Consider the following 22881-nt stretch of genomic DNA (forward strand, 5'->3'; position numbering starts at 1 on the left):
GTAAAGTTGGTACAACATCATTGCCACAGTTATCTTTTATCGTAGCTGGTGCTCCTGGATCGGTGGCATCTGCTGGACAATCTACGGTACTACTTCCGTTAACCGGAATCGTCATACCATCAGGCATGTCGATCGTGTAGGTGTATTGCCAAACTTGAACGTTGTCTGCGCAATCTCTATACTCGTATTCCCAAATCATGTCACCTTCGCAGGCTACTGCACTTGGAGTTGTTAGTAAAGTTGGTACAACATCATTGCCACAGTTATCTTTTATCGTAGCTGGTGCTCCTGGATCGGTGGCATCTGCTGGACAATCTACGGTACTACTTTCGTTTGCAGGAATAGTCATACCATCGGGCATGTCGATGGTGTAGGTAAAAGTATAAACGGCAACATTTCCAGCACAAACTGGATCCGTATAAGTAAAAGTATAAACCTTATCTCCTTCACAAACTGGATCCGTATTAGCTGTTATTACAGGTGTAATAGGTGATCCATTTGAATCATTTACAATCGGAGTGTCCGGTTGAACTGCATCGGCTGGACAATCTACAAAATCAAATTCATCTTCCGGAACCACTAATTGAGAATGCACTGTTACTTGATAGACATAAACATCATTAATATCTCCACCTACATTTACTGAAATTGCATACTCAACAATTTGATCGACTCCAGATATATTAACTAAAGTATCCGCAATTAAAGTCGCCGACGTTGTTGACAAAGTCTCTCCCGTAACATTTGGATTATCTGTAGCAGACCAACTGTATGTTTCTCCTACAAAATTATTATCACTTGTTAAGTCATGATTTAATGTTTCATCACTACAAATTGTATCTATTGGATGTACGGTAACGGTAACATCTGCCGTTGGATCTACAAAATTACCCGTTTTTGCATTACCTGTTGCTGTTACGGTATTTGTTATATCTGCTTGATTTGAAATATCTGCAGCCGTTACTTGATAAGTAGCTGTCCATGTTCCTGTTTCTCCCGGTGCTAAAGTATCTATTTCATTATCTGAATTATCAGCATCTGTTCCTGTTGTGCTTTGCAATGCAGGAGTCGTTATTGTTCCATCCGCTACATGAACATCAGCAATAGTGACATTATCAATAGTGACATTATTATCATTAGTGACCACATAGGTATACGTTATGGTTTGCCCTTCTGTAACATTAAAATAATCATCTACAATTTTTGAAACCGATAAAGATGGTATGGAAATTAATGGCGTAATAGTAGGATCTGCTGCTGTAATTCCGCTACTAAAATTATCAGTTGTTGTATTATCATCTGGATCATCAGATAAATCTGTAACACTACCATTGTTTGGATCAAGACTTCCTACTGTTGCTCTATTTACTACTTCCCCTTTATCTAAATCTGCCTGCGTAATAAAGTGAGTTACTGTAAATGTTGCCGTTTCTGTAGGTTGCATGGTATCAACTATACCGTCAGAATTATCTGCATCTGTACCTGTAGTGCTAGACAAAACAATAACATCAGCATTTGGATCTACAATATTAATTTCAGTTAGAGTTACATTACCAACACTTGTTGCCACGATAGAATAAATAACAGACTCTCCAACAGCATCATAGGCTCCATCTGCAGCTGTCAAATCTACTTTTGTAACTTGCAATTGTCCAAATTGAGGAATTGATACTACAGTAGCATCATTAGGAGCTGCAGTTGTTGGATCATCAGAATCATCTGAAATCGTAGTACCTTCAACAGGCTCTGTTCCACTAGCTGTAGCTGTATTTGTAACGTTTCCATTATCAAAATCGGCTTGTACAATAGTATGTTGAGCTGTAAAAACAAATGACGCTCCTGCTGGTAGATTAGGTAAAGTAGCAGGAGAGATACTTCCAGAATCTGCATTTCCATCTGTTACCGTTACATTATTTAAACTTACATTACCCGTGTTAATTACGGTTATTTCATAAGCGATTACTTCCCCTAAATCATCGTATAAACCATCTGAAGCTGGTTGTGCTATTTTTTCCACTTCTAAACCTCCCAATTGTTCAATTGGTGTTATAGTTGGATCGTCTACTGCATTATTTGTATCATCTGGATCATCAGATACATCAGAAATAACATAACCATTAGCTAATGTAGCATTCGCTGTAGCGGAATTAACGACTTGCCCCGCTTCAATATCTGCCTGAGTAATAGTATGCGTTGCTGTAAAATTAGCCGATGCTCCTATGGCTAAATTTGCAACAGAACTAGGTGTTAAACTTCCTGAATCTATTTTAAGGTCGGTAATTGTAATATTCGTTAAAGCTGTATCTCCCGTATTTGTAACAATAAAATCGTAAGTAATCACTTCCCCTAAGGTATCATAACTACCATCTACAGCAGCTCTATCAACCTTAGTAACTTCTATTTCGCTATTTATAATATTTACATCTTCAGTTTCATCATCGAGTAAAACATCGCCTTCAATTTCTGTTTGTGTATTAACAACAACATTGGTTACCGTAGTGGTTGCGGTTACTTCATTTACCGAAGCAACAATTTCAATAGTATGTATTTCTCCACTAAACATATCTCCAATAGACCAGTTAGGTGCCGACCAAGTTCCATATGAAGGCGTTCCACTAACAAAAGTTAATTCCGGAGGAAGTAAATCATTAATAACTAAATTGGTTACTTGGTTTATCCCTAAATGCTCGACGCTAATTGTAAATATAACGTTATCACCTTCTAAAACGGGTGATGTATCTACGACTTTAGTTAGCACTAATTCCGGATCACAATTATAAGCGGATATAACCGCAGAATCGTAAGTACAAGTACCTCTGGTCACTCTCACAAAAAAATCTCCAGGTTCCGAAGGTGTATATACATTAGTAGTTTCTCCTAAAATTTCTACACCATTTTCAAACCATTGATAAGCATCGAAACCACCAGTAATTTCAATAACATCGGCTCCTGGCAAACAACCACCTCCGGTAATATCTAGCTCCACTATTGGTACGGTATCAAAGCCAGAAAAATACCCAGCGAGACCTGCGTTACTGCCAAAAGACATAAATGTACCAACTGCTATTGGTCCTGTTGATGTTACATTAACCTCACCTGTTAATCCATTTATAAAAAAAGTTTTCCAATCTGCTGTTCCAGCAACAGGTGTAGAAACCAGAGGTCCAACAATAACCCCATTCCCATCGGTTACCTCTATAGAACTATCTGGTGTAGACGTCGATGCTAAAATTGTTAAAGCAGATTCATTCGAATTAACACCAGCAATACGATGTATACTTGAAACTTCATCTAAAATATTTGGTAATAAACAATTTACAGGCGCTATAAAATTCATCCCTAAAGTTTGCCTTCCAGACAAACCAGATAAACATTGATATGCATAAGCTTCTTTCGATGTTTGAATATACATATTTCCACCTGCCGAATTCACAGACCAATTCGCTACTTCTAAATACTCCCCATTATTAATAGTACCCTGATAAACACCTCCAGCAAACACATCGGTTGCATTTTGAGTTGCCACTATAATAGCAAATTCTGTTTCATTACCTGACGCTCCATTTCCTCTCACAAAAACATATTCGCGACCTAAAACATTTGTAGGTACTGGCTGATCTAGACCAACATCACGAGACCCAGATCCCGTTCTTACTCCAACATTTAAACCTCCTACACTTATTGCTATTTTTTTATCAGAAGTAAGCGTCGCTCCTAACCAACCATCAATATTTGCAGTGGTTGCGTTTTTTGGAGCTTCTATGACATAAGTTTGGTATTGTTGAAGTGTTATGGTTAAAAAATCTGGAGAACTAGCAGGAATACCGGATGGTTCTCTAAAAATACAACCAGGATCATAACCAAAAACAGTAACCGTTGTAGTCCCGGGATCTGTAGCCATAATACCTAAACTTGTAGATAGCGTACCATTGGAAGCATTGTTCGCAATACCTCCCCATCTAAAATCTGTTCCTAACGCAGCTTTTCCTTTTGATGTTAACGAACCGGCTTGCGCACCAGAACGCCCTCTATAATTAACGTAAAATTTTTGACCTCCAGGAGCTACAAACCGCAACCCTGCTGTTGATAAAGCTATACCTGTACTCACATTATCTATTAAAGTAATACCATTATCGCCATTACCTAAACTTAACCCTGTTGTAGAAGAATCTATAGTGTAAGGTGCCCCATTAGACAAGGAAATGGTTAAAGATGATGCAGTATTGGTGCCTATATAAACCTCAACATTAAATGTTCCTTCCGTTGCGGGTGTTGACAAATAAATAGCCTGCTGATTAATTGATTGATTATTGGTTCCTTGTTTTAATGGTGGTAAATAATGCTCACTATCTAACTGAGCAAAACTATTGGTTATAAAAAAAAGGAATACAGATATAAAGAGTAATATTCTTTTCATGTAAGTAAATTTTGTAAAACAGCCTGTTCAAATTTTGGGGCGCTGCCAATTAATCAATAATACAGGGACTATTATAAAATAATCGATTGTAACAAAAATAGAGCTAAATAATCTAGGAATGTAACACAAACCCGACAAAACAAAAGCTAATTGAAGAAAAGATACCGTTTTTCGAAGAAAACAAGGGTGTTTTATGAAAATAAAACGAGTAAACCCTTTAATTTTATGTAAATAAAGGACTTAAATAAGCTAAAAAAGTATTACAAATAATTTTAGAGAGAATGATTTTATGCCAATTTACAAATGCACAATTTTATTTTTAATAGCATAAAGCACCAAACCAATTTTATTTTTTACATGGAGTTTTTGGAATAAGGCATCTCGATAACCATCGATTGTTTTAGGACTTAAAAACATTTTTTCGGCGATTTCTTTATAGGTTAATTCAGAGCATACTAGTTTTATAAACTCTAGTTCACGCTCTTTTAATTGATAAACCGCACTATGCTCATCATTTAAAGAATTAACTAAAATACTAGACACTTCTTTAGTATGATAGTACCCTGTAGAAATCACCTCTTTTAAAGCCGTTTCTAAAATTTCTTTTTCAACATCTTTAAGTAAATATCCCTTTGCTCCTGCTTTAAGCATTTTTATAATAGTTCCCTCTGCACCTTCCACCGAAAGAGCTATTACTTTTATCTGCGGATACTCTTTTTTTAAAACCCCAGTAGTTTCTATCCCATTCAAAATAGGCATATTAACATCCATTAAGACGACGTCTGGAATATTACTAGGAAGCTTCAATTTATCTAATAATTCCTGCCCATTATTACATTGGTATGGCACTTCAAACTTACTAAACGCATTAACTAGCCCAGCAATTGCCTGAGACAATAAAATATGATCTTCAACAATGACTACCTTGTATGGATTCATGATTTATAATTATATGTTATTGTTAACTGCGTGCCTTGGTTTAGTTTAGAAAAAATATTAACACCTGCATTTACTAGTTGCCCTCTACTTTTTATGTTCGACAATCCTATACCCGAGAAGCTATTAGGCTCTTTCATATCGAAACCTTTCCCGTCATCTTTAGCCATTATTAATAGCTCGTCCGCTTTGTAATGTAACGTTACATCTAAATGCCTTGCTTTAGCATGCTTCATGGTATTAGAGAAAAATTCTTGCAAAATTCTAAATAACACTATTTCCGTTTTCTCATTAATTATTCTTTCTTCACCTAAAACCTCTATAGATGCTTTAATAAAATTAAGCCTATTAAAACGTTCAATTTCCTGTGTAACAGCCTCGGTAAAACGCATTAACTTTAAAGCCTCCGGATTAATAAGTTTAGATAACGACCTCAACTCTGTTAACCCCTTGTTTAGCGTTAGCTTTACATCTTCAATATTTTTTGGATCCTGAATTTGTATTTTGGCCAGCGTTAATAACTGCCCAATATTATCATGCAATTCCCAGCTTATATTTCTAAAGGTTTCTTCTCGAATTTCTATTTGAGTTTTAGCAATTTCCTGCTCAAATTGCTTTTCTATTTCTTTTTGTTTTAATAATAAAAGATTTTTTCTTCTGTTAAAAACAACAAATAGCGCTACAAGTATTAAACATAAAAAAACTAATGTAAAAACGGCAACTAATATTGCTTGTCCTTCTCTCCCCATATAAACCCGAAAATAAAACAAATATTCATTACTATACTTAAAACACTACTTATTTCTAGAATATACTTTAAATCTACCAACTCATAAAGATAATTTCTAACCACACGAACGGGTATGTTTCCGGCTAAATAAAGCAAATAACCAACACTAACCCAAAACATGATATTTGTTTTTATAAAAAGTACCTCATCAGTATTTAATATTTCTGAAAAATAAAAAACAATACTCGTTATTAACAGAACAGATGCTATTAAATATGGAATAGTTTGTATTTGATTTAAGTAATTTTCAAAACACATGTTTATAAAAAAACTTAGTACATAGATCAATAAAAATATTTTAGTGAATTTCTTGTGTCGCTCTATCTTCAAACATTTATTGAATAATATAAACAAAAATGAAAAATTGATAAAATGAAAAATATTATAAATAATAACATTTACAGCAACTCCCATTCTTGTTAAGGTAAAGCCTAAAAACTCATTAACTGCAGTGTACCACAATATCACTAAAAAATACTTTAAGAACTCCCGTTTATACTTATAGAAATAAAAAGATCCCACAATAGCAGCAAAAAGTTCTATATACTTTATTGAACTTCTTATTGTAATAAACGAAATGTCTAAAATCATATATTTTCTTATAGGTTATATTAATCTTTGTACGGTGGAGGTGTCATTTCTCCTTCATTATAAATGGTGCTAGTTTCTTCAGTTTCAGCAGAAAATAAACTAGCACTAAAACCTATACCAGCTTTTTCAATCTTCTTAGCTTGTTTTCTAAATAACTCAAGACGTTCTTTTTTGTTATGATCATCCATAAATTCTTCTACTATCTCAAACTGACCTTTTAATTTATTGGAAGTGCTAGATTGTATAATAAATGGTAAATGGTTTAGATTATTATATTCTTTATCTCCTCCTTCTACAGCAACAGTAGGTATCATAAAAACAGTTTGCTGTTTAGGATGATTAATTGTTCTTCCACTTTCAAAATTTTCAGAATTAGGATAAGCAGCAAAATATATTCTAAGACCAGAAACATCTTGTTTTGGATTTGCTTTTTGAATAGATTCAATATACTTTAAATATGCCTTAATTTCATCTAAAGAATACCATATAAACTTAGTATCCTCAAAATTACGGTCTCTGTATAAATCTTGAAGTTTTGAATCGAGAACCTGAACTCTATTTTTATCAAATTCAGCAAACATTTCTTTACCCTGAGCGGAAGAAATTAAATGTTTTTTAAGTATATCGTCTTGGGGTTTAATATTGTCTATAGGCTCTTCTCCTTTTAGCGCACCGCTAGAAAAAATGAAAGCAAACAACAGTAAGGGAATAATTAAAAATGGATTAAAAGATTTCATATTACATTGATTTTGTGTAACCTCAAAGTTAACGACTATAAAATTAGCGCATAAGAGGAAAAACACCCTTTTTCAAATAAAAACAAGCATATCACCCGTTTTTAAAAGGATAAACAAAAAACTAATGCATATTCCTACTCAACACATCTTAGCTTATCCATAAAAAACTCTTTATAACTTATGTTGTCAATTTCTCTAATACCTTTTGTCCCTCTTAATTTAAGCGATTTTATAGGCGATTTTTCTAAGCTTAGAATTTGCGACTTCGTTAAATCTGCCTTAAACAAAAACTCACCACACTCCATATTCCATGAGTGATACAAGGTTACAGATTGATTGTTTTCCAACTGCACCACCACATTAGAACGGCTGTTAGATAGATAACTAACACAACCTAAATCTATAGAAGCATTAATGAAAACAGAAATCTTTTTACCGTATTTAAATAGCTCGACATTTACCTTTTCACTTATGGTATAAGCCTCTGTTTTTATGGTTGTTTTTTTAGTAAAATCGTCATATTCATCTAATAAATAATGACAATTATTACGAAATTGCATACGTTCCGAGTTTTGATTTTCGGCAATACGATTACTCTCTTGCTCTTTATTAGCATTAACCTGAGCTATGGAATCTCTAATTCTATTCGCTTCTAGCTCAACCGCCTGTTTTATGGCATCGGCCTGGTTATTTAAAGCCTTTTGTTTCTCTGCTTCTTGTAGAGCCAAAGCATGCTCGATTTCTAAACGTTTAATATGCGCCGCGTTAGCTTTATTTATAGAATCACTAATTCTAGCAGCTTCCTGCTCGGCCTGACGCTTCAAAGCTTCGTTATAAGCAAGTGCCAAACGTTCCTTTTTCAAAGCTTCCTCTTCTGCTTTTTCAAGAGCCTTTTTTAATTGACTTGCCTCCAATTCTGCTGCTATTTTTTGAGCCTTAGCATTTTCTCTTTCAATTTCTAATCGTTTATTTTCGGCTACTTGTACTAAATCTAAAGAATCCTTTATACGCTTAGCTTCTAATTTTGCTGAGCGCTCTCGCGCTATTGCTTTTTCTCTTTCAAAAACTAAACGTTTTTTCTCATCCTCTTCTGCTTTTATAATCGAATCACTAACACGCTTAACTTCTATCTCTGCAGCTTGCTTTAAAGCTAAAGCTTCTAACCTTTCTTGCTCTAAGCGTTTATTTTCGGCTGCTTTTGCCTGTATTATAGAATCTTTTCTGCGAACTTCTTTTAATTCAGCTTCTCGCTTTAAAGCCTCCAAACGCTCCCGCTCTATACGCTGCTTTGTAGCTTCGTTTGCTTGGGTTATCGAGTCTTTTACTTGTTTTATTCTTAGGTCTTCTGCTTTTTTTAAGGCCATTGCTTCGGCACGTTTTAAAGCTTCAGCTCTTTCATATTTAAGCAGTATTTCTTTTTCTTTAGCTACTTTTGCAATAGAATCTGCAACACGTTTAGCTTCTAAGGCTTCGGCTTGTTTTAGAGTTTCTGCTTTTTCATTCTCTAAACGTTGTTTTTCTTCAGCTTCTGCTTTTGCTCTAAAATCGGCAATACGCTTAGCTTCTAGCTCCTCTGCCTTTTTCAAAGCCTTAGCACGTTCTTGCTCCAATTCTAGGCGTGCTTTCTCGGCTACTTTTGCCTGTGCAATAGAATCGTTAACGCGTTTTATTTCAAGTTCGGCCTCTTTTTTTCTAATAGCAGCTTGTTCTTTTTCTGCTTCTTCTGCTTTAGCTATAGAATCTTCAATTCGCTGTGCCTCTAATTGCTCTGCTTTTTTTAAAGCTTTAGCCCGTTCTTTTTCTAATTCTAAGCGTTCTTTCTCTGCTATTTTCGCTTGAGCGATCGAATCTTTTTTACGCTGTAGCTCTTGTTCTGCTTCTTGTTTCAACTTTAAAGCTTGCTCTTTTTCCAAACGCGCTTTCTCTTCGGCATTGGCTTTAGCTACAGAATCTTTTACACGCTGCGCTTCTCGCTCCGCAGCAAATTTTAATTCTTGAGTCTTTATTTTTTGTAAACGCAAACGCTCTAACTCCTTTTGTTCTAAAGCTTTTACCTGTGCAATAGAATCTGCTACTCTTAACTTCTCAAGGTTTTTAGCTTTTCTTTCTGCTATAGAATCATTTATTATTTTTTGTCTTTTTTCATCTGAAAGCACTTCGCCATATTGAATAAGCTCTTGCATTTCTTGCTTTCGTTTTTTCTCTAACTCAATAGCTTTTAAACTTTCTTTTTCTTGAAAATCGAAATATAAATCGGACATTTTTTCGGTAACCAACAAGTCGATATCCTTAACAATACCTTCCCATTCTTTAAACCGAACTTTATAATTATCTCTTCCTAAAAAACCAATAACAACACACTTATCATTTATACTGAACGCCACTACAGGTTCTGATAATTGATTTGAGGTCTTATCTAAATTTTTATATAAATTACCATCTTCTAAAAACTTAGTAGGTATACTAATATCTTGAGCAAACAAACTCATAGAAAACAATAAAAAGCAAACGTATTTAATCAAAATTTAATTTTTAAATTAATTTAATTCCCGTAAGAAATCAGTTATGCAATAATACTCCAATTTAAACATTTCTAGAATAGTTATCCAAACTTTCTAAGGAATTCGTTACTTAAAATCAATAACTTTGCCCAATATGACTGTAAACGACATCATCGGAAAATATACTATTGAAGGTTTTAATCAAGATGAAGAAAAAACACCTTACCAAGGCCATCTAAATCTATCTATTGATGCAAACCAAAGAATTGAAGCGCAATGGATTATTGGAAACTCACAGACACAAACCGGAACCGGTTTTTTTAAAAACAACATACTCGTTATTAATTTTAATTATGAAGGTGAAGACCAAAAAATCTACAAAGGTGTTGTGGTTTACAAATGCCTAACCCCCGATTTACTTGAAGGTTTTTGGTCTGAAAAACATGGAAACCCATTATTTTTAGGAGAAGAACGCTGTTTTAAAATAACAGAAAAAAGAGAGTTATTAAATTAAAAAAGCCCGAAAACCTAATGATTTTCGAGCTCTTTTGAAATGAATTCTATTCTCTTATTCTAGAATCTAGATATACTGATTGATAATATTCTCAAACAATTCTTGCTTACCGCTTTGTAATTGCAGTTCACCATTATCTTGAGCAATTTTATACAAATCTTGTAAGTTTAATTTACCAGCTTCAAAATCTTTACCTTTTCCAGCATCGAAAGAACTGTAACGCTCTTTACGTAATTTATCGTAAGCTGAATCTGTAATAATTTTATCGGCTGTTAATAATGCTCTAGCAAAAGTATCTGCTCCACCAATATGTGCATGGAAAACATCGTCTAAATCGGTTGAGTTTCTTCTAATTTTAGCATCGAAATTAACACCACCACCTTGTAAACCACCAGCTTTCATGAAAACTAACATAGCTTCTGTTGTTTCTTGAATATTGTTTGGGAATTGATCGGTATCCCAACCATTTTGGTAATCGCCACGGTTAGCATCTAAGCTACCTAACATACCAGCTTTTGCAGCCGTTTCAATTTCGTGTTGGAACGTATGTTGTGCTAATGTAGCATGGTTTACTTCTATGTTTATTTTGAAATCTTTATCTAAACCATATTCTCTTAAGAAACCGATAGCTGTAGCCGAATCGAAATCGTATTGGTGTTTAGATGGCTCCATTGGCTTAGGCTCGATAAAAAAGTTTCCTTTAAAACCTTGAGCTCTTGCGTAATCTCTAGCCATGGTTAAAAATTGTCCCATGTGATCTAATTCACGCCCCATATCAGTATTTAATAAAGACATGTAACCTTCACGACCTCCCCAGAATACGTAGTTTTCACCACCTAATTTAATAGTCGCATCTAAAGCTAATTTTACTTGTCCGCCTGCTCTAGCTACCACATCGAAATCTGGATTTGTAGAAGCACCATTCATGTAACGTGGGTTAGAAAAACAGTTTGCTGTTCCCCAAAGTAATTTTACACCACTTTCGGCTTGTTTACCTTTTATGTAATCTGTGATAGTCTCTAATCTACTTTCTGACTCTGCAAATGTTGCACCTTCTTGAATTAAATCGAAATCGTGGAAACAGAAATAATCGAATCCCATTTTTCCAATAAATTCGAAAGCTGCATCGGCTTTATCTTTTGCTGCTTGAATTGGATCTGATGATTTATCCCACTCAAAACTTTGTGTTCCTGGACCAAATGGATCTCCACCTTGCCCACAGAATGTATGCCAGTAAGCAATTGAAAATTTAAACCATTCTTTCATGGTTTTTCCTGCTACAACCTGGTCCGGATTGTAATATTTGAATGCTAATGGATTATCAGATTCCTTACCTTCAAATTTAATGTTGCTAATGCCTTTAAAATATTCTTTAGTAGCCATAATGTTAAATTATTTGTTGATATTATTTTTTATTTTTCTAATGTTTGTTTGCGTTAGGGATTGCAGTGAAAAGCCCACAGCCTGACGCAGGAAGTGCGAGGACTTGTAACGTAAAGCCCGCCCCTTGTGGTAACGCCCTTATTTTATTTATTTAATACGAGTTCTAGTTCTTTTTTCCAGTTATTGTATGCTTCGGTGTATGGTGTTTTGTCTTTAAACGGCATAAAAGTCATAACATGATCGTTGTCCATTATAGTTTTTCCAAAGGCCTCAAAATCGCCTTTATGCAGGTTTGCTGCACGTGCCGCACCAATAGCTCCGGTGGTATTATATATTTCTATTTCTTGCCCAATTAGGGTTGCTACGGTGTTTGCAAAGATCTCGGAACGGAATAAGTTATCGTTGCCAGCACGGATTACGCTAGCTTTAATACCATCGGATTTTAGAATTTCCATGCCATATAAAAATGAAAAGGCAATACCTTCCAAAGCAGCACGACATAGATGTGCTTTGTTATGATTGTTAAGGTTTACGTTTACCATACGCGTGCCAATACTTTTGTTGTTTAGCATACGCTCGGCACCGTTTCCAAATGGTAAAATACACACTCCATCTGACCCGATTGGAATCTCGGATGCAATATTATTCATCTCTTCGTAAGAGCTTACGTCGAGATTATTTAATAACCAACGGTATTGTATTCCTGCTCCATTGATGTTTAATAACTTACCTATATTTTTATTTTCTTTAGTATAGTTTACGTGTGCAAAATTATTTACTCGCGTGCTTTCTTTACCCGAAAGACTATCGGTTACAGCATACACTACACCAGATGTTCCGCCGGTTGCAGCTACTTCGCCTGGATTAAAAACATTTAGAGACAGTGCATTATTTGGTTGATCTCCGGCACGGTAATAAATAGGTGTTCCGGCTGCAATACCACTTTCTTGCTCGCCATGCTCATCAACTTGAGATTGGTTACAAAAAGTATCTACAATGTCTGGAATTAAATCTGCACTAATACCATAATGTTCTAATAGAAAATTGGCTACGCTATCGTTTTTAAAATCCCAAAAGATGCCTTCGGAAAGTCCTGAAATTGTTGTGTTTATTTTATTTGAAAATTTATACGCCACATAATCGCCAGGCAACATAAATTTGTAAATTTTGCTATAAATATCGGGCTCGTTATCTTTTACCCATTTTAATTTTGAAGCTGTAAAGTTTGCTGGAGAATTAAGTAAATGCTCGGCACATTTAGCCTCACCAACTTCAGCGAAAGCTTTATGACCGATTTCTACCGCACGACTATCGCACCAAATGATACTTTTACGCAATAGTTCTCCATTTTTATCGACCACCACCAAACCGTGCATTTGATAAGAAATACCAATACCTTTTATTTCTGTACGGCTTACATTATATTGCTTTTTTAAACGTGTAATGGCATTGCAAATATGCATCCACCAATCGTTTGGTTTTTGCTCGGCCCAGCCGTTTTTTTGCGCAAACATGCCCATTTCTTCTTTAGGCTCTTGTACTACACCTAAACTTTTACCTGTTTCTGTTTCTACTAACGCGACTTTTATTGACGAACTGCCAATGTCGATTCCTAAGTTGTAATTCATTATAATGAGTCTCTTAAAATTAGTTTGGTTGGTATGTATTCTTGAATTCTTGCTTCTTCACTAACAAAACTTGCCGCTTTGGCACCTAGCACTTTAAAATCTGTTGAAATAACCGAAATACCTTTGTAGATAAATTGCTTCATAGGTGTTTCATTATATGATAAAAACCCAACATCTGTACCTGGCTCATAATTATTGCTACGGCATTGCTCTAGAAAAAAGCCTAAAACACGATCACTAACACTAATATAAGCTTCGTTTTTTTTAATGATAAATTCTTTTGGGTTGGTAATAATATCAAAATTAAAACCTGCTTCTTTACAGTAGCTTTTAAAATATTTTACCGTTTCTATAGGGTGATGTGTAAATGTTGGATAAACAAGTATTATTTTTTTGTATTTCTGAAAAGCTGGCGTCGCCTCCTTTAATGTAGTGTAAAATGATTTTCCGAAATCTTGAAAAACAAAATTATTGTTCTTTTTAGCATGTACATTCCAATCTATTAACAACAGTTTACTATCGTCAATATCGGACAAAACCTCAGCAACTTCTTTATTATCGAAAGTCATTACCACGTATTTATAATACTTGCCTTTACTGTTATTAATTATGGTTTTGAAGTTATCGATATTATAGTGATGAAACTGAATATCGGTAATAACATTTTCGGGTAAATTATTTACAAAAGAATGATACAATACTTCCTTATATGCTTTAAAGGTATCTAAAAGCAATAACACTTTACGTGTTTCATTGGCTACATAATAACCTTTGTTTGGCACAGACTCGATTACACCATGCTCCTTCAAAACAGAATAGGCTTTGAAAACAGTATCACGAGAAAGCTGAAGAGATTTACATACCGCATTTACCGATGGCAAGGCATCGCCACTGGTTAACCTGTTGTTTGCAAGCTCGTTATTTATAGCATTAACTAATTGTTGATACTTTGGTGTTTCGCTATTTATGTTAATTTCAAAATTCATACTTAAAAAACCATACTGTTCTGGTCTGGTATGCAAATATAGAAATTAAATCTTACTCAGTATTATTATTTTTTAAAAAAGTTTTTTTTTAAGGCACAAAAAAACCATGTACATTAAAAAACATACATGGTTTATAAAAAAAATATTTTAGACGAAACTTAACTCACTTTCTGCTCTTTTTTTACTTTGCGAAGCATTCTGGTTTCTGCTCGTTTTTCTTCTTTGCGCTCATTAAAAACACGAACGCGTTCTAACAAGGCTTCTTGCTTTTCTACTCGGTCTTGGCGCCTTTTTTCTTGTGCTTTTTTCTGCATTAGACCTTCTTCTTTTTGCCTGGCTTTTTCTTTAAAAACAGACCAATATGAATAGCCATACATACTAACAAAGAGCAGGGCTATTATACCAATAATGACATAACCATTTTCCATAAATTCTATGAGGGATTAATTAGAATTAAAACTTAAAAACCAGTAGGTTAAACTATATTTTTAAATCAAAATAAAGTTAGCGAAAACAAATATGATAGAAGAATAAAAAAGACTATCAGTAAGAAAAAACAGATAAACGTAAAAATTACAAGTTATTTTGTTTTAACCTCAAAATCTTTAGATTTCCAATTTAAAACACCGCCTTCTAATTCGTATATTTTGGTAAAGCCTAATTCCTTGAAAATAGCGATACTCTTACCACTTCTTCGGCCTGACTTACAATAAATTATCAATGGTTCTTCCTTATCTAATTCCGCTAAAGATTTAGAGAAATTTTCGGAGAAAAAATTAATATTTTCTGCTCTAGAAATATGCCCAGCACCAAACTCTTCTGGCGTTCTAACATCAATTAATTTCATCTCTTTTTGCTCTTTCAAAAGCACCTCTAATTCTTCTGGCGTTACTTTAGTAACAATATCATCATTTTGTGCTTTACAGTTAAACATGATAGCACAAAAAAAGATAGTTATCAGTATTGAAATTTTCTTCATAAACTATTATAAATCTACAACATCACCAGTCCAATCAAGCATGCCGCCTTCTAAATTATATGCATTAGCAAAACCTAATTGATCCATAATAGCACAAGCTTGCCCACTACGGTTGCCAGAACGGCAATACACATAATAATTTTTGCTTTTATCCAGCGCTTCTATTTCACTTATAAATTCTTGTCCTTTATATATATCGATATGCTTCGCGCCAGCAATAATACCATCGGCCACCTCAGCATCTGTTCTTACGTCTAAAATTACCGCATTATCATCTTTGGCTAATTGCTCCGTCCACTCCTCTTGTGTTAAATCTTCCATTGTTATGTTGTTCTTTTTTTGTTTAATATTTTATTGAAAACAAATTTAATATTTATAACATGATAGACGAAAAAAAACCTGAAGTATTACACCTCAGATTTTTATCAGTCTTTCTAATCATATTAATTCATTATACTTTTATACCACAACCTATTGCTCTTGTTTCTGTTTCTTTAACGTCTTTTCCGTTAAGCAAAGCATCTACAGCATTTTCAACATATTTAGTTGTTACAGCATTTGCATCTTTATAATTGTCGTCGATTGCTCCAATATATTTCACCTCATTACCTTGGTTTGTTTTCTGTAAAACAAAAACATGAGGTGTTTTTGTTGCTCCAAATTTCGGATAGATTTCTTGCTTTTCATCTATTAAATAAGGAAAAGTAAATCCTTTTTCTTCTGCACGCTTTTTCATAGCCTCTAAACTATCGCCAGGCATAACATCTGCGTTATTAGGCATGACAGCAATTACTGGATAACCTAACTTTGCATATTTTTTATCCAACTCTACAATTCGGTCTTCATACATTACAGCATATGGGCAAGTATTACAAGTAAAGGTTACTATAAAACCTTTAGCATTTTTATAATCGGAAAGTGAGACCATTTCACCATCAATATTCTTCAAAGAAAAATCTTCAGCAATATCACCAATACCATAGCCTCCAGCACTGCTAGATGTTTTTAAGGTAAATGCACTTGCACAAAGCACCACCAAAATTACCGACACTATTTTAATTGTTTTTTTCATAACGTTTAATTTAAAAATTGCTTTAATTCATGCTCTAATTCCTCGTAAGTAAAAGATTTTTCAAAAAATTTACGTTCTCCGTTTTTATAGATTATTGTTGCTGGTAACGAGCCGGACCAACTTTCATCAATCTGCGGAATCCAAGAGTTACTATCAACATCATCTAAAGCGATAACTTTCGATTTTAATTGTTGTTTCAAAACAAAAGGTTTCAATTTAGAATCATACATATGTGGAAAATCTAAACTCACTAATGTAAAATCTACGTTCTTATTACCGTATTCAGACTTCAGCTTTTCAAAATATGGCAATTCTTTAACACATGGTGCACACCAAGTCGCCCAAAAATTGATAACATGAATTTTACCATCTTCCTTATTCAGAAATGGTTTTAAACCCTCAAAATCATAAACCTCAAGATTAAAATCGCTTTCTGGTGAAGACTGAATTTCGGTTACTTCCATGTCTTGAATTGAATCGTTATTTTTTTTATTATTATTTCCGCACCCCACAATTAACAGTACGGTTATTACAAAGAGATATCGTTTCATAACTATAAAATTAATTCATCTTATTTTACTTTTCTGCCTGTTTAACAAACTTTTATACAAAAACAGAAAATTCCTCAAAATTTTACATACATTTGTATGTACAACAGTTATTTAACTGGTACGTATTATGGACTATTCACGACATATAAACTCTAAATTACCTATAAATAAAAAATTGGTTATTAGCTTACTACAAACTATAAACGAAGTGAGTTCTAAAATGAATTCAGCACTTAAGCCTTACGGAATTTCTGAACCACAATTTAATGTGCTTAGAATTTTACGCGGGCAAAAAGGCAACCCTATTTCTTTAGCTGAAGTTCAAGAACAAATGATTACCAAAATGAGTAATACCACGCGATTGATAGATAAACTAGAAGCTAAAAACTGTGTAAGACGCGTAATTAATGCTGAAAACAAACGTAAAATAGATTTAACAATAACCAATGTAGGTTTAGATTTATTAAAAAGAACAGACGACATATTAACAACAACAGAAAACGAATTAGTGGCTGGCCTAACCACTAACGAAAAAGCGGAATTAACTGCGCTTTTGAGAAAATTAAGGTTAATAGCAAAGTAGGGTTTCCCTAAACCCTTAGTAACCAACCAAGACTGCTGTACTTATTATAGCAGTCTTTTTTTTAAAGGAAATCCCTAACAAACTAAAGCTATTTTTCGTTTTTTCGTAAAAAATGAATAAAGTTTTGTTTAATACTTTTTCAATCTTTATATTTGAACCAACATAAAAAATAACAATGAACATATTTTTAAATAATTCTTGGTGGTGGAACTTTCGAAACTAAAATTCGTGAAGAAACCCGAGTATATTTAAAACTTAAAATATCCAAAAGGCTTGTCATTCACGACAAGCCTTTTTTTTATTTTAAAACTGTTCACTTTTTGGCCATTTGCCGAAATACAAAAAACAATAAATGGAAAAATTTAGTCTATACACACATCACAAAAAAATATTAACAGATACCATTACACCTGTATCCGTTTACTATAAAATACGCGATAAATACCCAAATAGCATTCTATTAGAAAGTGGCGACTACCATAGAAGTCATAAAAACTTCTCGTACATCTGTTTCAATCCAATCGCATCTATAAAGGTAGAGAATGAAGTGATATCGCAAACTTTTCCAGATGGCAGTTCAACCTCACTTAATATTACAAGCGATATAAATGTAGCCGATGAAATTCACGATTTCACCAAACGTTTTAAACCACAATCCGACGAAGATTTTAAGTTTATAAACAACGGTATATTTGGTTACACTGCTTACGATGCCGTACGGTATTTTGAAGATGTACAAATTAGCAAAAAAGACAACTCGGTAGTTATACCAGATATCTATTATGCGGTTTACAAAAATATCATTGCCATAAACCATTACAAAAACGAAGCTTATATTTTCGCGCATTGCTATGATGATGCCGAAAATAATATCGATGCCATTGATAAACTTATAAACGTGCAAAACTTTGCATCTTATAATTTCAAATCTAAAGGTGATATACAATCTAATTTAACCGACGACGAATTTAAAAACCAAGTTGAGTTAGCACGTAAACACTGTGCACGAGGTGATGTTTTTCAACTCGTATTATCACGTCGTTTTTCACAAGAATTCACTGGCGACGATTTCAATATCTATCGTGCCCTTCGTAGCATAAACCCATCACCATACCTGTTTTATTTCGATTATGGCGATTTTAAAATATTTGGTAGTTCGCCCGAAGCTCAACTTATTGTTTCCGAAGGTATGGCAGAAATCCACCCTATTGCCGGAACTTTTAAACGTACAGGCGACGAGGAAAAAGACGAAATATTAGCAGAAAAACTTAAAAAAGACGACAAAGAAAACGCCGAACACGTAATGCTTGTCGATCTTGCACGAAACGATTTGAGTCGTCACGGCAGCGAAGTAAAAGTAGTAACCTACCGCGAGGTTCAGTTTTTCTCGCACGTTATTCACCTCGTTAGTAAAGTCGTTGGCAAAAAACACAAAAGCACCTCAACCATGCAAGTTGTAGCCGACACTTTTCCGGCAGGAACTCTAAGTGGAGCACCAAAACACCGCGCCATGCAACTTATCGAGCAGTACGAAAAAACAAGTCGTGGTTATTACGGTGGTGCCATAGGTTTTATGGATTTCGAAGGCAATTTTAATCACGCCATCATGATCCGTACTTTTTTAAGTAAAGATTATAAATTGAACTGGCAAGCAGGTGCCGGAATGGTATCAAAATCCAATGCCGAAAGCGAGCTACAAGAAGTATTTAACAAACTCGGCGCATTAACAAAAGCCATAAAAGTAGCCGAAGACATATAAATAATTTGGGCATTACCCGAAAAGGGTCAGAGCTTTGAAGAGAGTCTCAGTATTCAGTAGCAGTTGGCAGTGTTTACTCGAATGAATAAAAAAAGCAACAGTGAGTAGTTGCAGTTAACAGAGCTTACTCAGATAAAAATAAAAAAGTCAAAGTAAACCAACACCTACTCGACTAACAAAATAAATAAAATTCAGAGTCATCTGAAAAAAAATAAACATATGAAAGTACTAGTCATAGATAATTACGACAGTTTTACATACAATCTAGTTCATTACCTAGAAGATTTAAACTGCGATGTTACCGTAGTACGTAACGACAAACTCACTCTAGACGATGTTAAACCGTTCCATAAAATCGTACTATCGCCAGGCCCAGGAATTCCAGACGAAGCTGGTTTACTAAAAGCCATTATAGAAACTTACGCACCAACAAAGAGCATTTTAGGTGTTTGCCTTGGCCAACAAGCCATAGGTGAAGTTTTCGGAGGTTCGCTTATAAACCTAGAAGACGTTTACCACGGTGTAGCAACCAATGTTACTATAACCGTAGACGACGAAATTTTGTTTAAAGGTTTAGATAAAAACATAGAGGTTGGGCGTTACCACTCATGGGTAGTAAACCCAAACTTACCAGAAAGTTTAGAAGCCACATCGGTAGATGCCAACGGACAAATTATGTCTTTGCGTCATAAAGTTTACGATGTTCGTGGTGTACAATATCATCCAGAATCGGTTTTAACACCTAACGGAAAAGCGATATTAAAAAACTGGGTGGAGAATTAAAAGCAGTATTCAGTCGCAGTGAAGCAGTACTCACTCGGATGAAAAAACATAATTAACCAACAACTAATAACAAGTAACAATTATCTCTTTTACAGAAATGAAGAACTTACTAAACAGATTAATAAACCACGACACCCTGTCTACCGAAGAAGCTAAACAAATCTTGGTAAACATATCGAATGATGCGTATAACCCGAGCCAAATAGCATGTTTTTTATCAGTTTTTATGATGAGAAGTATTACTCTCGAAGAACTAAAAGGTTTTAGAGATGCACTTCTAGAGCTTTGTTTACCGGTAAATCTTAGCGATTTTAACGCTATCGATATTGTAGGTACTGGTGGCGATGGTAAAAACACATTCAACATCTCTACCCTATCGGCTTTTATTACGGCAGGTGCAGGTGTTCATGTTTCTAAACATGGAAATTACGGAGTTTCATCTACATCAGGTTCTTCAAATGTTATGGAGCATTTAGGTGTGAAATTTTCTAATAATGAAGATTTTTTAAAACGCGCTTTAGACCAAGCAGGTATATGTATTTTACATGCACCACTATTTCACCCAGCAATGAAAAACGTGGCGCCTATTCGTAAAGAACTTGGTGTTAAAACTTTTTTCAATATGTTAGGGCCTTTAGTAAATCCGTCGTTTCCAAAAAATCATGTTTTAGGTGTTTTTAATTTAGAAGTTTTAAGACTTTATAGTTTCTTATTTCAAAACACAGGGCACAATTATAATATTGTTTACGCTTTAGATGGTTACGATGAAATTTCATTAACAGGGAAAGCGAAAATTATTTCTAATCATACCGAAAAACTTTTTTCACCTGAAGATTTAGGCGTTTCAATAATTAAACAAGAAGATATTTTTGGTGGCGATACCATAAAAGATGCCGCAAATATATTTGTTGATATCATTTCTGGAAAAGGAACTGAAGCGCAAAACAACGTAGTTTGTGCTAATGCCGGTTTAGCTATTGCTACTTCAAAACAAATTCCCCATCAAGAAGGTTTTGAACTAGCAAAAGAATCGCTGTTTTCTGGAAAAGCAAAAACAAGTTTAGATAAATTAATTGAACTGAGTAAGTAAAAAAGTTAACAGTGGCAGTCACAGTTTTCAGACTTACTCACACACATAAAAATTAAGTTTAGAATTAAGCAGATAACCATTAAAGTCGAAGTCGTCTTCAAATTAAACTCTGCCAACTCAACACTAAAAAATGAACATTTTAGACAAAATAACATTAGATAAAAGAAATGAAGTAGCTCTTAGAAAGCAACTCATTCCAACATCGCAACTTGAACAATCTGTTTTATTCGGAAGACAAACCGTTTCTCTTGCTAATAATTTACGTAATAGTAAATCTGGAATTATCGCCGAACATAAACGCCGATCGCCATCAAAATCTGTAATTAATAACAACTTAAATGTTCAAGATGTAGCAAAAGGTTATCAAGATGCTGGCGTTTGCGGTATGTCTGTTCTAACCGATGGAAAATACTTTGGAGGCTCTCTAGACGATTTATTAACAGCAAGAGCAAGTTGCAACCTACCATTACTTAGAAAAGAATTTATAATCGATGAATACCAAATGCTAGAAGCGAAGGCTTATGGTGCAGATGTTGTTCTTCTTATTGCTGCTATTCTATCTCGAGACGAAATAAAACAATTCTCTGAGTTTGCTAAAAGCTTAAATTTAGATGTGCTTTTAGAAGTACATAACGAAGAAGAATTACACAAATCGATTATGCCGAGTTTAGACATGCTGGGTGTAAATAACAGAAATTTAAAAACCTTCGAGGTGAGTTTAGAAACCAGTAAGTTATTAAGCACACAGATACCAAACGATTTTGTAAAAGTATCAGAAAGCGGCATAAGCAGCGTTGAAGCCATTAAAGAACTTCAACCTTTTGGATATCAAGGATTTTTAATAGGTGAAAACTTTATGAAAACGAATAATCCTGGGGCAAGTGCTACCGATTTTATAAACCAATTAAATAAATAAAGTTTTACTGAATTTATTTTAGAACAACACAATTTGAACATCATGAAACTGAAAATTTGCGGAATGAAATATCAAGAGAATATGACTGAAGTCGCTGCTCTACAGCCCGACTATTTAGGTTTTATATTCTACGATAAATCGTCTAGAAATTTCGACACATCCATTCCCGAAATATCAAATTCTATAAAAAAGACTGGTGTTTTTGTGAATGAAGATTTAGAAGTTGTTATTGAAAAAATAAAAACATTCAACTTACAAGCTGTTCAATTACACGGCGAAGAATCCCCGGAATATTGTAACGATTTAAAAAATCGACAAGCTGAACTTGTTTCTGCATCTCTTGAAATCATTAAAGTATTCTCTATTAAAAACGAATTCAATTTTGAGGTTTTAAAACCTTACGAAGCCGTTTGCGATTACTTTTTATTTGATACCAAAGGAAAACACCCAGGCGGAAATGGCTATACTTTCGATTGGAATGTGCTAAACAATTACTCGTCTACCAAACCCTTCTTTTTAAGTGGGGGTATTGGTTTCGATGAAATTGAAGCGGTTAAAAAGTTTCAGCAAAGTATGGCTTCCAAATACTGTTATGCACTAGATGTAAACAGTAAGTTTGAAATAGAACCCGGATTAAAAAACATAGAATTATTAAAAGACTTTAA

At 34.2% G+C, this 22881-nt stretch carries 20 protein-coding genes and 1 pseudogene; 7 read left to right on the forward strand and 14 right to left on the reverse strand.

All coding sequences use genetic code 11. From position 1 onward, the window contains the following. The 6 genes from DFQ06_RS18090 to DFQ06_RS18115 form a co-directional block, all read right to left on the reverse strand. Positions 1–4417, reverse strand: a 4417-nt coding sequence (locus DFQ06_RS18090) for a DUF7507 domain-containing protein (protein WP_133969254.1), incomplete at its 3' end; no start/stop codon positions are given. Positions 4418–4714: 297 nt separating this feature from the next. Beyond that, the gene (locus DFQ06_RS18095; RefSeq protein WP_042505783.1) at positions 4715–5356 is read right to left on the reverse strand and encodes a response regulator transcription factor; all 642 of its coding nucleotides are present in this window, start codon (positions 5354–5356) and stop codon (positions 4715–4717) included. Then, positions 5353–6102, reverse strand: a complete 750-nt coding sequence (locus DFQ06_RS18100; RefSeq protein ID WP_042505781.1) for a sensor histidine kinase — start codon at positions 6100–6102, stop codon at positions 5353–5355. Before DFQ06_RS18100 ends, DFQ06_RS18095 begins: the two co-directional genes overlap by 4 nt. Continuing rightward, the gene (locus DFQ06_RS18105) at positions 6075–6401 is read right to left on the reverse strand and encodes a hypothetical protein (protein WP_133969256.1); all 327 of its coding nucleotides are present in this window, start codon (positions 6399–6401) and stop codon (positions 6075–6077) included. The genes DFQ06_RS18100 and DFQ06_RS18105 overlap by 28 nt, the downstream gene beginning before the upstream one ends. Positions 6402–6754: 353 nt before the next feature. Further along, the gene (locus tag DFQ06_RS18110) at positions 6755–7471 is read right to left on the reverse strand and encodes a hypothetical protein (RefSeq protein WP_133969258.1); all 717 of its coding nucleotides are present in this window, start codon (positions 7469–7471) and stop codon (positions 6755–6757) included. Between the two features lie 134 nt (positions 7472–7605). Continuing rightward, on the reverse strand, positions 7606–9993 hold the full coding sequence (locus DFQ06_RS18115; RefSeq protein WP_133969260.1) for a hypothetical protein: 2388 nt from the start codon (positions 9991–9993) through the stop codon (positions 7606–7608). A 133-nt stretch (positions 9994–10126) separates the two neighbouring features. Here DFQ06_RS18115 and DFQ06_RS18120 point away from each other — a divergent pair, with 133 nt between their 5' ends. Continuing rightward, positions 10127–10486, forward strand: a complete 360-nt coding sequence (locus DFQ06_RS18120) for a hypothetical protein (protein ID WP_133969262.1) — start codon at positions 10127–10129, stop codon at positions 10484–10486. 66 nt (positions 10487–10552) lie between these two features. Here DFQ06_RS18120 and xylA read toward each other — a convergent pair whose 3' ends face one another. From xylA to DFQ06_RS18160, 8 genes are all read right to left on the reverse strand, one after another. After that, on the reverse strand, positions 10553–11869 hold the full coding sequence (gene xylA, locus DFQ06_RS18125; RefSeq protein ID WP_042505772.1) for a xylose isomerase: 1317 nt from the start codon (positions 11867–11869) through the stop codon (positions 10553–10555). Positions 11870–12012: 143 nt separating this feature from the next. After that, complete coding sequence (locus DFQ06_RS18130; protein ID WP_133969264.1) at positions 12013–13497, reverse strand: xylulokinase; 1485 nt, start codon at positions 13495–13497, stop codon at positions 12013–12015. Continuing rightward, positions 13497–14483 (reverse strand): GntR family transcriptional regulator, encoded by a 987-nt coding sequence (locus DFQ06_RS18135; RefSeq protein WP_133969266.1) that lies wholly within the window; start codon positions 14481–14483, stop codon positions 13497–13499. The genes DFQ06_RS18130 and DFQ06_RS18135 overlap by 1 nt, the downstream gene beginning before the upstream one ends. 158 nt (positions 14484–14641) lie before the next feature. Further along, the gene (locus DFQ06_RS18140) at positions 14642–14911 is read right to left on the reverse strand and encodes a hypothetical protein (RefSeq protein ID WP_042501168.1); all 270 of its coding nucleotides are present in this window, start codon (positions 14909–14911) and stop codon (positions 14642–14644) included. A gap of 152 nt (positions 14912–15063) precedes the next feature. Beyond that, positions 15064–15462 (reverse strand): rhodanese-like domain-containing protein, encoded by a 399-nt coding sequence (locus tag DFQ06_RS18145; RefSeq protein ID WP_133969268.1) that lies wholly within the window; start codon positions 15460–15462, stop codon positions 15064–15066. 6 nt (positions 15463–15468) lie between these two features. Beyond that, the gene (locus DFQ06_RS18150; RefSeq protein ID WP_042501162.1) at positions 15469–15783 is read right to left on the reverse strand and encodes a rhodanese-like domain-containing protein; all 315 of its coding nucleotides are present in this window, start codon (positions 15781–15783) and stop codon (positions 15469–15471) included. Between the two features lie 130 nt (positions 15784–15913). Further along, positions 15914–16534: a thioredoxin family protein gene (locus DFQ06_RS18155; protein ID WP_042501159.1), complete on the reverse strand. Its 621-nt coding sequence runs from the start codon at positions 16532–16534 to the stop codon at positions 15914–15916. Between the two features lie 5 nt (positions 16535–16539). Then, positions 16540–17085: a TlpA family protein disulfide reductase gene (locus DFQ06_RS18160; protein WP_074939722.1), complete on the reverse strand. Its 546-nt coding sequence runs from the start codon at positions 17083–17085 to the stop codon at positions 16540–16542. Positions 17086–17212: 127 nt separating this feature from the next. On the opposite strand from DFQ06_RS18160, the gene DFQ06_RS18165 reads away from it, so the two are divergent. The 6 genes and pseudogenes from DFQ06_RS18165 to DFQ06_RS19640 all read left to right on the forward strand — a co-directional run. Then, positions 17213–17668: a MarR family winged helix-turn-helix transcriptional regulator gene (locus DFQ06_RS18165; protein ID WP_042501153.1), complete on the forward strand. Its 456-nt coding sequence runs from the start codon at positions 17213–17215 to the stop codon at positions 17666–17668. A 352-nt stretch (positions 17669–18020) separates the two neighbouring features. After that, positions 18021–19427, forward strand: coding sequence for an anthranilate synthase component I family protein (locus DFQ06_RS18170; RefSeq protein WP_042501150.1), 1407 nt, complete (start codon positions 18021–18023; stop codon positions 19425–19427). A 219-nt stretch (positions 19428–19646) separates the two neighbouring features. Further along, a complete protein-coding gene (locus DFQ06_RS18175) occupies positions 19647–20210 on the forward strand; it encodes an anthranilate synthase component II (RefSeq protein ID WP_042501148.1) in 564 nt (187 codons plus the stop codon). A gap of 97 nt (positions 20211–20307) precedes the next feature. Beyond that, complete coding sequence (trpD, locus tag DFQ06_RS18180) at positions 20308–21300, forward strand: anthranilate phosphoribosyltransferase (RefSeq protein ID WP_133969270.1); 993 nt, start codon at positions 20308–20310, stop codon at positions 21298–21300. Positions 21301–21430: 130 nt separating this feature from the next. Then, on the forward strand, positions 21431–22216 hold the full coding sequence (gene trpC, locus DFQ06_RS18185; RefSeq protein WP_133969271.1) for an indole-3-glycerol phosphate synthase TrpC: 786 nt from the start codon (positions 21431–21433) through the stop codon (positions 22214–22216). A gap of 63 nt (positions 22217–22279) precedes the next feature. Beyond that, a pseudogene (locus tag DFQ06_RS19640) lies at positions 22280–22867 on the forward strand (phosphoribosylanthranilate isomerase); the annotation flags it as partial. Positions 22868–22881: the final 14 nt, after the last annotated feature.

This window comes from Algibacter lectus (genome assembly GCF_004368925.1).
GTDB classification, from domain to species: domain Bacteria; phylum Bacteroidota; class Bacteroidia; order Flavobacteriales; family Flavobacteriaceae; genus Algibacter; species Algibacter lectus.

Coding starts and splice junctions, on each gene's coding strand:
- DFQ06_RS18095 (WP_042505783.1), bottom strand. CDS start 5,356: ATGAATCCATACAAGGTAGTCATTGTTGAAGATCATATTTTATTGTCT.
- DFQ06_RS18100 (WP_042505781.1), bottom strand. CDS start 6,102: ATGGGGAGAGAAGGACAAGCAATATTAGTTGCCGTTTTTACATTAGTT.
- DFQ06_RS18105 (WP_133969256.1), bottom strand. CDS start 6,401: ATGTGTTTTGAAAATTACTTAAATCAAATACAAACTATTCCATATTTA.
- DFQ06_RS18110 (WP_133969258.1), bottom strand. CDS start 7,471: ATGAAATCTTTTAATCCATTTTTAATTATTCCCTTACTGTTGTTTGCT.
- DFQ06_RS18120 (WP_133969262.1), top strand. CDS start 10,127: ATGACTGTAAACGACATCATCGGAAAATATACTATTGAAGGTTTTAAT.
- xylA (WP_042505772.1), bottom strand. CDS start 11,869: ATGGCTACTAAAGAATATTTTAAAGGCATTAGCAACATTAAATTTGAA.
- DFQ06_RS18130 (WP_133969264.1), bottom strand. CDS start 13,497: ATGAATTACAACTTAGGAATCGACATTGGCAGTTCGTCAATAAAAGTC.
- DFQ06_RS18135 (WP_133969266.1), bottom strand. CDS start 14,483: ATGAATTTTGAAATTAACATAAATAGCGAAACACCAAAGTATCAACAA.
- DFQ06_RS18140 (WP_042501168.1), bottom strand. CDS start 14,911: ATGGAAAATGGTTATGTCATTATTGGTATAATAGCCCTGCTCTTTGTT.
- DFQ06_RS18145 (WP_133969268.1), bottom strand. CDS start 15,462: ATGAAGAAAATTTCAATACTGATAACTATCTTTTTTTGTGCTATCATG.
- DFQ06_RS18150 (WP_042501162.1), bottom strand. CDS start 15,783: ATGGAAGATTTAACACAAGAGGAGTGGACGGAGCAATTAGCCAAAGAT.
- DFQ06_RS18155 (WP_042501159.1), bottom strand. CDS start 16,534: ATGAAAAAAACAATTAAAATAGTGTCGGTAATTTTGGTGGTGCTTTGT.
- DFQ06_RS18160 (WP_074939722.1), bottom strand. CDS start 17,085: ATGAAACGATATCTCTTTGTAATAACCGTACTGTTAATTGTGGGGTGC.
- DFQ06_RS18165 (WP_042501153.1), top strand. CDS start 17,213: ATGGACTATTCACGACATATAAACTCTAAATTACCTATAAATAAAAAA.
- DFQ06_RS18170 (WP_042501150.1), top strand. CDS start 18,021: ATGGAAAAATTTAGTCTATACACACATCACAAAAAAATATTAACAGAT.
- DFQ06_RS18175 (WP_042501148.1), top strand. CDS start 19,647: ATGAAAGTACTAGTCATAGATAATTACGACAGTTTTACATACAATCTA.
- trpD (WP_133969270.1), top strand. CDS start 20,308: ATGAAGAACTTACTAAACAGATTAATAAACCACGACACCCTGTCTACC.
- trpC (WP_133969271.1), top strand. CDS start 21,431: ATGAACATTTTAGACAAAATAACATTAGATAAAAGAAATGAAGTAGCT.